Below are 14,363 nucleotides of genomic sequence, written 5' to 3' on the forward strand. Positions count from 1 at the left end.
GTAGCACGGCTGCCGTTTCTCGTCATTTCGTCGGGTTAATCGTGGTCCGGCTGCTGATAGCTGAACACTTGTGCCAGCCTGTCGGGCCCGTAGTTCTGCAACGTGGTCTTGCTCGGCAAGTTCGCGATCGTCCCGGTCCAACCGAGCCTCGCTTCGGTGCCGTATTGCATGGTCGGGACCACCCGGTCCGGCCGATCGAAGGTTCCGGTCAGGATTTCGATGGTGTCGGAGAACTGCAGCCGATAGCCGAGCGGGGTGCCGCAATCCTTGCAGAAGTCGCGCTCGGCGACCGAGGAGGAGCGGAACGACGCAGGCTGGCCGCGGGTCCAGGCAAAGTTGTCCTTGGCGACCTCGGCCATCGAGGCGAACGGTGCCCCGGTCGCCTTCTGGCACATTCGGCAATGGCACAGCGCCGTGCTCAGCGGCGGGGCCGACAGCGCGTAGCGGATCGCGCCGCACTGGCAGCCGCCGGAGAGCACCGCTTTGCCGGTCCCCGTCATGCCGCTTCGATGCCCTTCCAGGCGTCGCTGAGCGTCGCCAAGGCGTCGCCACCGGCGAACACGAACTCCTGCACCCCGGCTTCGCGCAGCGCGCTCTCCTGCTCGCCGGGGCGGCCGGCCAGATAGATCCGCTTCGCGCCGGCAGCGCGCAGCGCCTGGGCGGCGGCGGCCGCATAGGTCGGGTAGGCCTTGTCGGACGAGCACAGGCACGCGAACGCCGCACCGGATGCCTTGAAGGCGTCGGCGAGCGCAGCCGCCTCGGTGAAGCCCTCGCTGTCGATTGCCTCGATGCCGCCGGTCTCGAAGAAGCTCTTGGTGAAGGTGGCGCGCGCGGTGAAGTCGGCCGGCGTGCCGAGATTGGCCAGGAACACCTTCGGCCGCGACGCCTTCGCGGCCAGCACGGCGTCGGACTTGTCGCGCAGGCTTTCGAACGGGGTCGCCAGACGAATGGGCGTCAGCGCCGTAAAGCTGATCTTCGCCTCACCGGCGGGCGGTACCGCGGCCGGCTTGACGTCGAGCACCTTGGCCTGTGCCTCGTGCAGGTTCGGGAATTCGGAGGCGCCGGTCAGAACATCGCGACGCTTGGCGATCGCCTTGTCGCGGGCCGCGCGGCTGGCCGCGACCTTCGGCTGGATCAGGCCGGCCTGCAGTGCGGCGAGCGTGCCGCCGGCACGTTCAATCTCCTGGAACTGGGTCCAGGCGGCGTCGCACAGTTCCTTGGTCAGCGCTTCGATGCCGCCGGCACCCGCAGCCGGATCGGCAACCTTATCGAGGTTGGACTCTTCCAGCAGGACCAGCTGCGTGTTGCGGGCGACGCGGCGGGCGAATGCGTCGGGCAGGCCGAGCGCCAGCGTGTGCGGCAGCACCTGCACCGAATTGGCGCCGCCGAGCGCGGCGGCGAAGGTCGCCATCGTGGCGCGCAGCATGTTCACGTAAGGGTCGCGCTGGGTCAGCATCCGCCATGCGGTCTCGGCGGCGACGAACAGCGGCTTCGGCGTCACGCCGCAGGCCTGTTCGATCCGCGCCCACAGCAGCCGCAGCGCGCGAAACTTGGACAGCGTCAGGAACTGATCGGCGTCCGCGGACAGACGCGTGTAGATCATGCCGCGGGCGGCATCCAGCGCGACGCCGGCGGCCTCCAGCGCGCGCAGATAGGCGACGCTGCAGCCGAGCACGTAGGCCAGCTCCTGCGCCTCCGAGCCGCCCGCATCGTGGATCACGCGGCCGTCGGCGACCAGGAACGGGCCCTTGAAGCCGGCGCTCGCGAGGCCGGCGGCGACGTCGCCGAGGCCCTTGGCGATCTCGCTCCACTCGGTGGCGCTCGCCCCCTGCACGGCGCGCGCGCCGAGCGGATCGATGCCGAAGCGGATGTCGCAGGCGGCCGGATCGGTGCCGCGGCTCTTGATCAGGTCGGCGAGGTGGCGGACCACGTCGCAGGATTGCGGCGGGAACTGCAGTTCGATCGCGATGCCGGCGTCGAGGTGGACACCCTCCAGCACCTGCGCGATCGCTTCCTGAGTGGCCGGCAGACCGAAGCCGCGCGCGCCGACGCTGCCCGCGAACACCAGCGTCAGGCCGGTGGCGCCGTTTTCGAGGTCCTGCAGAGCCTGCTTGTTGGCTTCCTTCGGCTCCGGGTGATCGACCCGCTGCATGATCCGCCACGGCGCTGTGGGAGCGCGGCCGGCGATCGGAGCGGCGTCGCGCGCCCGCACATAGATCGGATCGATCTGGATGCCGTCGTAGCTCTTGCTGATCAGCTTCTCGAACGGTGCGCCCTTCAGCACGCCGTCGACCAGCTTGCGCCAGTCTTCATAGCCGGCCGGGGCGAAATCGGCGGCGAGCCGCAGCTCTTGGTTTGCAGAAGACATCGGTGAAATCGAACTCCCAGAATACCGGAACGTGATTTGGCCGGAAAATGCCACGTGCGGACGGCGATGCCAAACAGTTGTTTGAGGCAATAAGGACGAGATTGCGCCCTGTGCACTGCGGCGGACCGTGTTGCGGGATATTCCCAGAAGCGGCGGCTCAGCCGCGGTCCGGCAGCCGTTCGATCCCGGCGGTCGACAGCCCGGCGAGGGCGTCTTTCAGCGAGCGACCGGCGATCACCTGATCCGGCACGATGTCGAGCAGCGGCACCAGCACGAAGGCGCGCTCGAACAGCCGCGGATGCGGCAGCGTCAGGTCCGGCCGATTGATCTCGGCGTCGTCGTAGGCGAGCAGGTCGAGATCGAGCGTCCGCGGACCCCAGCGCCGTTCGTTGGCGCGGTCGCGGCCGAAGCGCTTCTCGATCTTGTGCAGCGTAAATAAGAGCGCATGCGGATCGAGCGCAGTTTCGATCGCCACGCAGGCGTTGACGAAGCGGTCCTGCTGCTCATCGCCCCATGGCGGCGTCGCGTAGTCCGGGGAGCGCGCGATCAGTTCGGCCTGGGTCATGCCGCAGATACTGGCGATCGCCTTGTCGAACGTGGAGCGGACGTCGCCGACATTGCCGCCGAGCGCGATCAGGGCGCGCGGCATCTCAGCTCCGCCTGCGGGTGATGATCACGCCGACATCGTCGAAGATCGCGGGGATCGGCGCGTGCGGCTTGTGCACCGTCACCTTCACCGCGGTGATCTTGTCGAAGCTCGTCAGGATCGCATCGGCGACCGCGCCGGCCGCGCGCTCGAGCAGCCGGTAGTTGGCGTCCTTGAACGCCGCGGTGGTACACGCCACCACGTTCGAATACGACACCGTGTCGGAGAGCCGGTCGGTGCGCGAGGACTCCGACAGATCGGCGGTGAGTTCGAGATCGATCACGAAACGCTGGCCGACTTCGGTCTCGTGCTCCATCACGCCGTGGCGGGCGTGCAGCACCAGGCCGGAAATGAAGATGGTGTCGTTCATCGGCTGTCCCTGATGGCGTGGGCGACTTTCAGTGCCTGCGAGGTCGCGGCGACGTCGTGCGCGCGGATGATCTTGGCGCCGTTCTCGACGGCGATCAGATGCGCGGCGAGCGAACCGCCGAGCCGCTGCTTCGGTTCGCTCGGCACGATCGTACTAATAAAACGCTTGCGCGAGGCGCCGACCAGCAGCGGGCGGCCGAAGCTTGCGAACTCGCGCAGCCGCGCCAGGGTGATCATGCTCTGCTGCGGCGTCTTGCCGAAGCCGATGCCGGGATCGAGCACGATCAGCTCCTCGGCGATCCCGGCCTTGGTGGCGATTGTCAGCGAGCGCTCGAAGAACGCGTTGATGTCGGCGACGATGTCGATGGCTGGATCGGCGGCGTCGCGATTGTGCATCACGATCACCGGGGCGCGGCGCGCAGCGACGACGCCGGCCATCTCGGGGTCGCGCTGCAATCCCCAGACGTCGTTGGCGATCGCGGCACCATGGTCGAGCGCCCAGGCGGCGACTTCGGCCTTCATGGTGTCGATCGACACCGGTGTGCCGAGCGCGACCACCGCTTCCAGCACCGGCTGCAGCCGCCGCAGCTCTTCGGCGGCTGTCACCGGCTGCGAGCCGTAGGGACGGGTGGACTCCGCGCCGATGTCGATGATCTCGGCGCCATCCGCGATCATCTCGGCCGCATGGGTCCGCGCCTGCTCGGGGGCGAGATAATCGCCGCCGTCGGAGAACGAGTCCGGCGTGACGTTGAGGATGCCCATCACCGCTGCGGCGGGACGCGCCAGCAGATCGCGCAGCTGTGGCGGCTTGGCCGGCGCGGCGGGCGATGCGGTCAGCGATGGGGAAGCGGTCATGCGCCAGCGCTTTGCGCGGTCCGCGAAAGCCTGTCAAGCGGCGGGCTGCGCCGGCGCGCCGGACCTTAGTAGGTGATTTTCAATGGCAGCTTGCGCGCCTGCTCGATCAGTTGACCGACTTCTTTCTCGGAGGGCAGCGCGCGCACCAGTTTGCGCTTGAGATTGGCCTCTTTCATGTTCTGCGCCAGCCGCGCCGGATTGCGGTGGGTGAACTCGCGCAGCGTCGAAACGCCAGCGGCGCGCAGCAGATCGGCCTTCGCCTTGCCGAGACCGGGAACCCGCATGCAATCGGCGAGGTTGGCCCATTGCAGCAATTGCTGCTCGGTGAGGCCGGTCTTCGCGGCGAGCGCCTTGCGACCCTTCACGGTCCGGGCGGCTTCGAGCAGCGCTTCGGTGGTGCGAATTCCTACCGATTTCAATTTGCTCGCGGCAACCTCGGTGATGCCGTCGAGCTGAGCGATTGGATATGTCATGGCACTCGATACTAGGTTCAGGTGAACTGGCGGAGGCCGGGCGTGCCTTCGATGATGGCGCCCATCTTCTCCGCCCCAATTCTGTCGCGGCCGGCTTTGAACAGTTCGCGGGCGATCGTCTGGATCTGGGACATGCCGAGGCCGAGGCCGAGCAGCTTCGTCCCCATCGCCATCACGCCGCCGCCGATCAGGCGGCTCAGCCCGCCACGCGAGGAGCCTGCCGCTTCGATCGCAGCCTCGGCGCCCGGAATGCTGTCGATCAAAGCCTGGACCGGCTCCTGCGGTCCTTCATTGCGGAGAAAGGCGAGAATGATGCCGATAGTCTTGTCGGCAACAGATTTGTCCAGACCGGCCTTGTCGGCCAGTCTTTCAATCAACTCGTCCATAACGCCCCCGCCACGCCGGTTCTTATCACCGGTCCATGTTCTAAAATCATCCTGATCCGCTCCGCAACGAAACACAAGCGACCCTCGTCATCGAGTCGACGACTCGGCGGCATTTCGCTCCGCAAGTGTTGCAACATTGCAAAGGCGACGACGCGAGATATGCTGCTGGGGCAGCGCGAAGCCACGCATCGAGCGTCGTTTGCGCGCGGTAGGGTGAATATCGCGCCAACGTCTCGCCGCGATCGTCGTTGAATGGTTCCATTGTGATTGGCAGGATGAGTGTTGCGCCGGGCGATCGATCGCCGGTTGGAATGTTCTGTGCGAGGAAACGAAGAAATGGCGGCGAGCGGCATCGCGAGCGGTGATACCGAAGACAAGATTTTTATCGGTAAGGGCGAACAGCCGGCGTGGTTGACGTTGGCGCTCGCCAATCGCCACGGCCTGGTCACCGGCGCCACCGGTACCGGCAAAACAGTGTCGCTGCAGGTGATGGCGGAAGGCTTTGCGCGCGCCGGCGTGCCGGTGTTTGCGGCCGATATCAAAGGCGATCTGTCGGGCATCGCCGAGGTCGGCGAGGCCAAGGACTTCATCCTCAAGCGTGCCCAGGAGATCGGGCTGAAATTCCAGCCCGACCAGTTCAGCACGGTGTTCTGGGATGTGTTCGGCGAGCAGGGCCATCCGGTGCGCGCCACCGTTTCCGAGATGGGACCGCTGCTGCTGTCGCGGATGCTCGATCTCAACGACGTGCAGGAGGGCGTGCTCAACGTCGCATTCCGTGTCGCCGACGACATGGGCCTGCCGCTGATGGACATGAAGGATCTGCGCGCGATGCTCGATGCGATCGCGCCGATCGCGCAGAAGGTGGCCGAAGCCGGCGACGTCAATGCCGATATCCGCCAGGCCGCGCAGTCGCTCGGCAACGTCACCAAGCAGACCGTCGGCACCATCCAGCGTCAGCTTCTGGTCCTGGAAAATCAGGGCGGCGAGAAGTTCTTCGGCGAGCCGGCGCTGCAGCTCAAGGACTTCATCCGCACCGATAGCCAGGGCCGCGGCCTCGTCAATATTCTGGTCGCCGACAAGCTGATGACCAATCCGCGGCTGTACGCGACCTTCCTGCTGTGGATGCTGTCGGAGCTGTTCGAGGAGCTGCCGGAAGTCGGCGACCCCGACAAGCCGAAGCTGGTGTTCTTCTTCGACGAGGCGCACCTCTTGTTCAATGACGCGCCGAAGCCGTTGATGGACAAAATTGAACAGGTGGTGCGGCTGATCCGCTCCAAGGGCGTCGGCGTGTACTTCATCACCCAGAACCCGATCGACGTGCCGGACCGGGTGCTGGCGCAGCTCGGCAATCGGGTGCAGCACGCGCTCCGCGCTTTTACGCCGCGCGACCAGAAGGCGGTGGCGGCCGCGGCCGACACTTTCCGACCGAACCCGAAGCTCGATACGGCCAAGGCGATCACCGAGCTCGGCAAGGGCGAAGCGCTGGTGTCGTTCCTCGAAGGCAACGGCACGCCGGCGATGGTCGAGCGCGTGCTGGTGCGGCCGCCGTCGGCGCGGATCGGACCGATCACACCGGAGGAGCGCAAGGCGATCATCGCCGCGAGCCCGGTGCGAGGCAAATACGATACCGCGGTGGATTCCGAATCCGCCTACGAGAAGCTGCGCGCCCGCATCGACGGCAAGTCGGCGAATGAAGATGCGGCACCGGGCGAGGGCGGCATTCTCGGTCAGCTCGGCGGGCTGTTCTCGACCGTGTTCGGCACCAACACGCCGCGCGGCAAGCTCACTACCGGCCAACTCGTCGCCCGCAATGTTGCCCGCACCGTCGCCACCACGGTGGTCGGCGGCGTCGCCGCCGAGCTCGGCAAGAAGGTCGGGGGCTCCCTCGGCAGTTCGGTCGGTCGCTCGATCGTGCGTGGCACGCTCGGCGGAATGCTGCGACGGTGAGACGAGGCGTCCGCGGTTTGGAAACAGGCGCGCGGCAGCATGGTTCGAGACGGCGCTACGCGCCTTCTCATCATGAGGCTGTGCGAGATCGCCGCGTTCGCTCTTTGCGACATGTCGCAGCTTCCTCATCCTGAGGAGCGGCCGTTAGGCCGCGTCTCGAAGGGTGAGGGCCGCGGCATCTGACACATCTGAAGAAGGAACACAGCATGTCCGCCAGCTCTCACGTTCAAACGGTGCTTGCCCGCGCCGATGCCGATTTCGACTCCGCGTTGCAGCGGCTGTTCGCGCTGCTGCGGATCAAGTCGATCTCGGCCGATCCGGCGTTCGCGGCGGACTGCAAGGCGGCGGCTGAGCATCTTTGCACCGACATCGCGTCGATCGGATTTGATGCCGAGGTAAGGCCGACCGCCGGTCATCCGGCGATCGTGGCGAAGGCCAAGAGCAATACCGGCAACCGGCCGCACGCGCTGTTCTATGGCCACTACGACGTGCAGCCGGTCGATCCCCTGGAACTGTGGCATCGGCCGCCGTTCGAGCCGGTGATCGCCGACCATGCCGACGGCCGTAAGATCATCGTGGCGCGTGGTGCGCAGGACGACAAAGGCCAGCTCTCGACCTTCATCGAAGCCTGCCGCGCGTGGAAGGACGCTACCGGCGAACTGCCGATCGACCTGACCATCGTGATCGAGGGCGAGGAGGAGGTCGGCTCGAAGAACTTCGTGCCGTTCCTCGATGCGCATAAGAAGGACCTCGCCGCGGACTTCGCGCTGGTCTGCGACACCGGAATGTGGGACCCGGCGACTCCGGCGATCACCACCTCGCTGCGCGGCCTCGTCTATGAAGAGGTGAAGATCAAGGCGGCGAACCGCGATCTGCACTCCGGGGTTTATGGCGGCGGCGCGCAGAATCCGATCCGGGTGCTGACGCGGATTCTCGGCGGCCTGCACGACGAGCACGGCCGCATCACCATTCCGGGCTTCTATAACGGGGTGAAGGATTTGCCGCCGGAGATCCTGGCGCAGTGGAAGGGACTGAACCTGACCGCCGAGAGTTTTCTCGGCCCGATCGGGCTGTCGATTCCGGCCGGTGAGGACGATCGTCTGTTGATCGAGCAGCTGATCTCGCGACCGACCTGCGACATCAACGGGATCGTCGGCGGTTACACCGGCGAGGGATCGAAGACCGTGATCGCGGCGGAAGCCTCGGCCAAGGTGTCGTTCCGCATCGTCGAAGGGCAGGACCCCAACAAGATCCGCGATGCGTTCCGCGCTTATGTCACCGCCCGGCTGCCGGGCGATTGCCGCGCCGAGTTTCTCGATCACTCCAACGGCGCGGCGATCGCGCTGCCGTGGGACATGAAGCCACTGACCGCGGCGAGCCGCGCGCTGACCGAGGAGTGGGGCAAGGAAGCGGTGCTGATCGGCTCGGGCGCGTCGATCCCGATCGTCGCCGATTTCAAGCGCACGCTCGGGCTCGACAGCGTGCTGATCGGATTCGGTCTCGACGACGACAACATCCATTCGCCGAACGAGAAGTACAGCCTCACCAGCTTCCAGAAGGGCATCCGTTCATGGGTGCGGATTCTCGGTGCGCTGGCTGACGCACCGCGCTGAAACACCTCCGCGTCAGATCGTCACCTCGCATTGCGCGAGGCCTGCTCCGGATTTGCGCCACCGCGCGCAAATCCGGAATCCTTCCAAATCGGTTCCATGGCTGTTTCGCTTCCGCGCGGTGAGTAGCAAACTGCGCGAAGCTGCGATGCGCCAAGGTGTTCCTTGGCGCCGGGCTCGCCGCGTTGCGTTCACCGCGTGATACTGAGCGGAGAGGTCGCTTACTAGACTCGTTCTAAGCTCCGGGCGCTTGCGATGGCGTGCGTATATCAATTCTAAATCGCATCCGTTGCCTCACCATCCCTCATCTCCTACCCGGACACCAACGAGTGACCGGGGGCGTGGTGTGAGCAACTTCAAGGCCAGCAACAATCGTTTGTATCTGGGCGTCGCGACCGGCGTGCTGACGCTGTGCGCGGCTGGCCTCGCGCCATCCTCGGCGCCTGCCCAGGAGTCCGAAGCGCGCGTGTTGCCGCCGGTCTCGGTCGACGCCCCGCAGCAGCGCACACGGTCTGCCACACGCGCCGCGCAGCCACGCGCCACGCCGCAGCGCGCCGCGCGGGTCGCGCCGCGCCGCGCCGCCGAGCCGGTGCCGCCTCCGGCCGCGCCGCCGACCACGATGGGCTCGACCCGCACCATCGGCGCACCGGCGCCGGCCTATGCGGGCGGCCAGGTGGCGCAGGGCGGCACGCTCGGCCTGCTCGGCTCGACCAGCGTGATGAACACGCCGTTCTCGACCGTCAACTTCACCTCGCAATTGATCGAGAACCAGCAGGCGCGCACCGCCGCCGACACGTTGGTCAACGACTCGTCGGTGCGGCTTTCGACCGGCAGCGACGGATTCGACGACACTTTCATTATCCGCGGCTTCGAGGTCAGGGCGACCGACGTCGGCCTCAACGGTCTGTATGGCCTCGCGTCGTCGCAGCGCGTTCCGGCCCAGATCATCGAGCGGATCGAGTTGCTCAAGGGTCCAGGCGCGCTGATCAACGGCATCGCCCCGAGCGGAGCCGTCGGCGGCGGCATCAATATCGTCACCAAGCGTGCTACTGACGAGCCGTTCTCGCGACTGACGCCGTTCTTCATGAGCGCGGCGAATTACGGACTGCATCTCGAGACCAGCCAGCGGTTCGGCGCCAACAAGGAGTGGGGCGTTCGCTTCAACGGCGTTGGTCGTAACGGTGAAGCCTCGATCAGAGACGGAAATTTCCAGTCGGGTCTGGGTGCGGTGGCGATCGACTATCGCGGCGATCGGCTTCGCTGGACGCTCGATCTATTCTCGCAAAACGACAACACCGACAACTTCCGCCCGCAGATCGGCCTGCTGCCGACCGCCACTGCGATTCCGGCGCCGCCTGATGCACGCAGCAACTGGTATCCCGACACGAGGCTGCGCCAGAAGGACAACACGGCCGCAACCGCTTTGGAATACGACCTGACCAACTGGCTGACCGCCTATGCGGGCGTTGGCTATCGTGATGGCTCGAACTACCAGACCTTCCCGCGCTCGGCGACGGCGGTGGATGCGCTCGGCAATTTCAACGTCCAGAATACGTATTACGATTCTTACACCAAGACCGTCAGCGGCAATGTCGGCTTCCGTTCGCGGTTCGACACCGGCTTCATCGGCCACAAGCTCAACGTCGCCTACACCGGGTTCTTCCAGGAGAGCGGAAACGCCTACATCACGGGCGGCACCACCGCGTCCAATATCTACAACCCGGCGCCGCTGCCGGCGGTGACGTCGGACCGCTACGCGCCGCGGCACGCCTCCGACAGCACGCTGACCAGCGTCGCGGTGGTCGACACCATGTCGTTCCTGAACGAGTCGGTGCTGCTGACGCTCGGCGGCCGTCATCAGATGGTGAAGCAGGAGAGTTACGCTACAATCGGCACCAACATCGGCGCGTTGACCTCGACCTACGACGCCAGCGCCACGACACCGCTCGCCGGTATCGTCGTCAAGCCGTGGACGAACGTGTCGCTATATGCCAACTACGCCGAGGGTCTCACGCGCGGCACCATCGTCGGCGGCAACTTCTCGAACGCTGGCACGATCCTGGCGCCGTACAAGTCGAAGCAACAGGAGGCCGGCGTCAAGGTCGACTGGGGCACCATCACCACCACCGCAGCGGTGTTCCAGATCGCCCGTCCGAGCCTGATCACCACGGCCGCCAATGCGCAGGCCTACGACGGCGAGCAGCGCAACAGAGGCTTGGAGCTGAACCTCTATGGCCTGATCCTGCCCGGGCTGCGCGGCATGGCGAGTGCGACGTTCATCAACCCCGAACTGACCAATCCGACTGACCCGACGCAGCGTGGCAATGCCGCGGCTGGCGTACCCGACAGGACGTTCTCCGCTGGGCTCGACTGGGATACGCCATGGGTCCGCGGGCTCGCGCTTAACGGTCGAGTGATCCACACCGGCAGCGCCTATCTCACCACGGCCAACACGCTGAGCTTCCCGGGCTGGACCCGTCTCGACATCGGCGCGCGCTACACCACGACGGCACTCACCGGAAAGCCGGTCACCTTCCGCGCCAATATCGAGAACGTCACCGGCGAAACCTATTGGCTCACCACCGGCACCTACGTCACCGTGGGTGCGCCGCGCACCTATCTGCTCTCGGCGGCATTCGATTTCTGATCGAACGCGCGCAGCGCACGCAACGACTTCATGCCCGGCCTAGGTGCCGGGCATCCACGTGTCGGAGGCTTGTCGTCCGGCACGCGATCTTCAAGCCAACAAGGAGCACGACATGAACAAGCTCTCTCTCGCGATCGTTGCGCTGCTCGGCGCCGCCGCGCCTGCGCAGGCGCATCAGATCTGGATCGAGCAGGCGGACGGCCAGACGGTGGTTCGGTTCGGCGAGTTCGGCGAAAACCTGCGCGAAGCCTCGCCCGGGCTGCTCGATAAATTCGGCAAGGTCACCGGCACGCTGCTGTCTGCCAAGGGTGAGCAGAAGGCGGAGGCGAGCAAGACCGCCAGCGGGTTCAAGCTGCCGTTCGCCGCTGCGGCCGGTGACAGCATCGTGGCCGAGGACGCGAACTATCCGCTGTACACCTGGAAACAGCAGGATAAGGACGTGCGGAATTGGTTCTATCCGGCGGCGCGGCTGATCACTGGCTTTGCCGCGCAGCAGCCGAAGCTGGTGCTCGACCTGGTGCCGACCGGGCAGCCTGGCCAGTTCAAGCTGGTGTTCAAGGATCAGCCGAAGCCGAAGACCAAGGTCACGCTGACGACGCAGTCGGGCTGGGCCAAGGAAGCGCACACCGACGCGCAGGGGCTGGTCAGCTTCGACATGCCGTGGAAAGGCGTTTACGTCGCCGAAGTCAGCCTCAACGACAAAACCGCTGGCGAGCGTACCGGTGCCAAGGGTTCGGAGCCCTATGATGCGGTGAGCTACGCCACCACCGTCACTTACGAGAAGGCCGACGGCCTTCCGCCGCTTCCGCCCGGTCCGCCGGCGACGCCGGCCGCGCCGAGCAAATGACCACGCGGGTGCACCGCGCGCGGACAATCGGTCCGCTGATCGCGCGGATCGTCGCGGCGGCGGCCGGCGGCTACGGGATCGCGGCGCTGTTCAGCGTCGCAGTGCTGGCGCTGCCGATCAGTAAGCCGCAAGCGGTGCTGACCGGCCAATTGGCAAGCTTCGCGGTGTGTACGGCCGTGGTGATCTGGGTGTTCGCGGCGCGGAGCGCGCTGAGAGCTTGGATCGGCTTAGCCGTCGTCGCCGCGGTGCTGGCGCCGCTGGCATGGTTTGCTTCCTGATGGGGCGCATCGCGTGACCAAGCATGATCGACAAGCCGCCCATCGCGGCATTCGGCAGAGCATGTCGGGCTTGCACACCTGGACCGGGCTGCTGCTCGGCTGGGTGCTGTATGCGATGTTCCTCACCGGCACCGTGTCGTTCTTCAAGGAGGAGCTGTCGCAGTGGATGCGGCCGGAGTTGCCGCGCGTGACGCAGGCGCTGGACCCGGCCATGGTGGCGCAGCGCGTCGCCGACGAGATCGGCCGGATCGCGCCCAGCGCGACGCAGTGGAGCATCAAGCTTCCAGATGATCGTAGCAACAGCGTCTATGCGTTCTGGCGGCTTCCCGTCGCGCAGGATGCGCGTGGCTTCGGAGAAGGGCACTTCGATCCGGTGACCGGCCGTCAGGTCGAAGCTCGGGGGACGCTCGGCGGCGACTTTTTCTATCGTTTCCACTTTCAGTTCTATTACATGTCGCCGTTTTGGGGACGGCTGCTCGCCGGTCTCGCGGCGATGTTCATGCTGATCGCGATCGTCGCCGGCGTGATCACCCACAAGAAGATTTTCACCGACTTTTTCACCTTCCGCTGGGGCAAGGGCCAGCGCTCCTGGCTCGACGCGCATAATGCGTTGTCGGTGTTCGGCCTGCCGTTTCATGTGATGATCACCTACACCGGGCTGGTGACGCTGATGGCGCTGTACGTGCCATGGGGCGAGCGCGCCGCCATCAAGACGCCGGCCGAGCGCCAGCAGTTGATGGCGGAGCTCAATGCCTTCATTCCGCCCGGCAAACCCGCCGCAGACGCGGCGCCGCTCGGCTCGATCGAAGCGATGGTGCGGCAGGCGCAGGTGCGCTGGGGCACGTCCGATGTCGGGCGCGTCAACGCCGCCAATCCGGGCAACGGAGCAGCCCGTATCGCGGTGACCCGCGGCGATGCCGGACGCGTCTCGATGAGTCCCGACTACCTGGAATTCGACGGCGTCACCGGCAAATTAGTCTCCGTGCATGATCGCGTCGGTGCGGCGGCCGAAACCCGCGGCGTGCTCTACGCGCTGCACATCGGACGGTTCAGCGACCTCGAGACCCGGTGGCTGTACTTCATCGTCAGCTTCATGGGCACCGCGATGGTCGGGACCGGCCTGGTGATGTGGACGGTGAAGCGGCGGCAGAAGCTGCCTGATCCGGAGCGGCCGTATTTTGGATTTCGCCTGGTCGAGCGGCTCAACATCGCCAGCATCGCAGGCCTCTCGATCGCCATGACGGCGTTCCTGTGGGCGAACCGGCTGTTGCCGACCGCGATGGCCGATCGGGCGTTCTGGGAAATCCATGTGTTCTTTATCGTCTGGGGGATGACCTTGCTCCACGCACTGCTGCGGCCGGCGCGAGCGGCTTGGGTCCAGCAGCTGTGGGCGGCCGCTGCGTTGTTGGCGTTGATCCCGGTGCTCAACGCTATGACGACCCAGCGTCCGCTGTGGCACAGCTTCGCGGTCGGCGATTGGGTGTTCGTCGGCACCGACCTGATGTGCTGGACGCTGGCGCTGCTGCACGCCGTGCTGGCGATCCGCACCGCGCGGCACGGCGCGCGGATTCGCACGCCGCGCAGTTTAGCGAAGCGCGACGCGCTGCCAACGATGTCGGGCGAGGCGGCGACATGAGCCACGCGCTCGCTCAAGCCCTGTGTCTGTTGGGCTTCACTGCGCTCGCATTCGCCACGCGCCGGCCTCAGCACGAGATCCTGCGTCGCTCGCTGCGGCGTCCGGTGGTGATCGCCCTGCGCGCGATCGGCGCTTGTTTGCTGACGCTCGCTCTCGCCGTGCTCGTCGGTGTATCCGGCTGGGGCTTCGGTCTGGTCAAATTCAGCGGCCACACCACGCTGGCGGCCGCTCTGGTGTACTGTGCGCTGATCGGCTACGGCCGCCGGGTCGGATTGCGCCAGTGAGCCCGCGACTCCGCCCC

14 protein-coding genes are annotated in these 14,363 nt (G+C 66.2%); 7 read left to right on the plus strand and 7 right to left on the minus strand.

The window, feature by feature from the left end; translation table 11 throughout:
- Positions 1-35: 35 nt before the first annotated feature.
- From RPPS3_RS09210 to RPPS3_RS09240, 7 genes are all read right to left on the minus strand, one after another.
- Positions 36-500: a GFA family protein gene (locus RPPS3_RS09210; protein ID WP_107343806.1), complete on the minus strand. Its 465-nt coding sequence runs from the start codon at positions 498-500 to the stop codon at positions 36-38.
- A complete protein-coding gene (locus tag RPPS3_RS09215) occupies positions 497-2,368 on the minus strand; it encodes a methylmalonyl-CoA mutase subunit beta (RefSeq protein ID WP_107343807.1) in 1,872 nt (623 codons plus the stop codon). Before RPPS3_RS09215 ends, RPPS3_RS09210 begins: the two co-directional genes overlap by 4 nt.
- A gap of 157 nt (positions 2,369-2,525) precedes the next feature.
- A complete protein-coding gene (folK, locus tag RPPS3_RS09220; RefSeq protein WP_107343808.1) occupies positions 2,526-3,017 on the minus strand; it encodes a 2-amino-4-hydroxy-6-hydroxymethyldihydropteridine diphosphokinase in 492 nt (163 codons plus the stop codon).
- A 1-nt stretch (position 3,018) separates the two neighbouring features.
- Entirely contained in the window at positions 3,019-3,384 is a 366-nt protein-coding gene (gene folB / locus RPPS3_RS09225; protein ID WP_107343809.1) for a dihydroneopterin aldolase, read from the minus strand.
- Entirely contained in the window at positions 3,381-4,238 is an 858-nt protein-coding gene (folP, locus tag RPPS3_RS09230) for a dihydropteroate synthase (protein WP_107343810.1), read from the minus strand. Before folP ends, folB begins: the two co-directional genes overlap by 4 nt.
- A 65-nt stretch (positions 4,239-4,303) precedes the next feature.
- The gene (locus RPPS3_RS09235; RefSeq protein WP_012495381.1) at positions 4,304-4,711 is read right to left on the minus strand and encodes a DUF4332 domain-containing protein; all 408 of its coding nucleotides are present in this window, start codon (positions 4,709-4,711) and stop codon (positions 4,304-4,306) included.
- A gap of 17 nt (positions 4,712-4,728) precedes the next feature.
- Positions 4,729-5,097, minus strand: a complete 369-nt coding sequence (locus tag RPPS3_RS09240) for a hypothetical protein (protein WP_107343811.1) — start codon at positions 5,095-5,097, stop codon at positions 4,729-4,731.
- A 336-nt stretch (positions 5,098-5,433) separates the two neighbouring features.
- On the opposite strand from RPPS3_RS09240, the gene RPPS3_RS09245 reads away from it, so the two are divergent.
- The 7 genes from RPPS3_RS09245 to RPPS3_RS09275 all read left to right on the plus strand — a co-directional run bounded on the left by RPPS3_RS09245 (position 5,434) and on the right by RPPS3_RS09275 (position 14,346).
- Positions 5,434-7,044, plus strand: coding sequence for a helicase HerA-like domain-containing protein (locus RPPS3_RS09245; RefSeq protein ID WP_107343812.1), 1,611 nt, complete (start codon positions 5,434-5,436; stop codon positions 7,042-7,044).
- A 206-nt stretch (positions 7,045-7,250) separates the two neighbouring features.
- Positions 7,251-8,657, plus strand: a complete 1,407-nt coding sequence (locus tag RPPS3_RS09250) for a M20/M25/M40 family metallo-hydrolase (protein ID WP_107343813.1) — start codon at positions 7,251-7,253, stop codon at positions 8,655-8,657.
- 343 nt (positions 8,658-9,000) lie between these two features.
- Entirely contained in the window at positions 9,001-11,301 is a 2,301-nt protein-coding gene (locus tag RPPS3_RS09255) for a TonB-dependent receptor (protein ID WP_107343814.1), read from the plus strand.
- A 112-nt stretch (positions 11,302-11,413) separates the two neighbouring features.
- Positions 11,414-12,148 carry a cobalt ABC transporter substrate-binding protein gene (locus RPPS3_RS09260; RefSeq protein WP_107343815.1) on the plus strand — a complete coding sequence of 245 codons (735 nt, stop codon included), beginning with the start codon at positions 11,414-11,416 and terminating at the stop codon, positions 12,146-12,148.
- Complete coding sequence (locus tag RPPS3_RS09265; RefSeq protein ID WP_107343816.1) at positions 12,145-12,426, plus strand: DUF3649 domain-containing protein; 282 nt, start codon at positions 12,145-12,147, stop codon at positions 12,424-12,426. Before RPPS3_RS09260 ends, RPPS3_RS09265 begins: the two co-directional genes overlap by 4 nt.
- A gap of 61 nt (positions 12,427-12,487) precedes the next feature.
- A complete protein-coding gene (locus RPPS3_RS09270; protein WP_107343817.1) occupies positions 12,488-14,062 on the plus strand; it encodes a PepSY-associated TM helix domain-containing protein in 1,575 nt (524 codons plus the stop codon).
- A complete protein-coding gene (locus RPPS3_RS09275; RefSeq protein ID WP_107343818.1) occupies positions 14,059-14,346 on the plus strand; it encodes a DUF3325 family protein in 288 nt (95 codons plus the stop codon). The genes RPPS3_RS09270 and RPPS3_RS09275 overlap by 4 nt, the downstream gene beginning before the upstream one ends.
- Positions 14,347-14,363 lie beyond the last annotated feature (17 nt).

This window comes from Rhodopseudomonas palustris, assembly GCF_003031265.1.
GTDB classification, from domain to species: domain Bacteria; phylum Pseudomonadota; class Alphaproteobacteria; order Rhizobiales; family Xanthobacteraceae; genus Rhodopseudomonas; species Rhodopseudomonas palustris_H.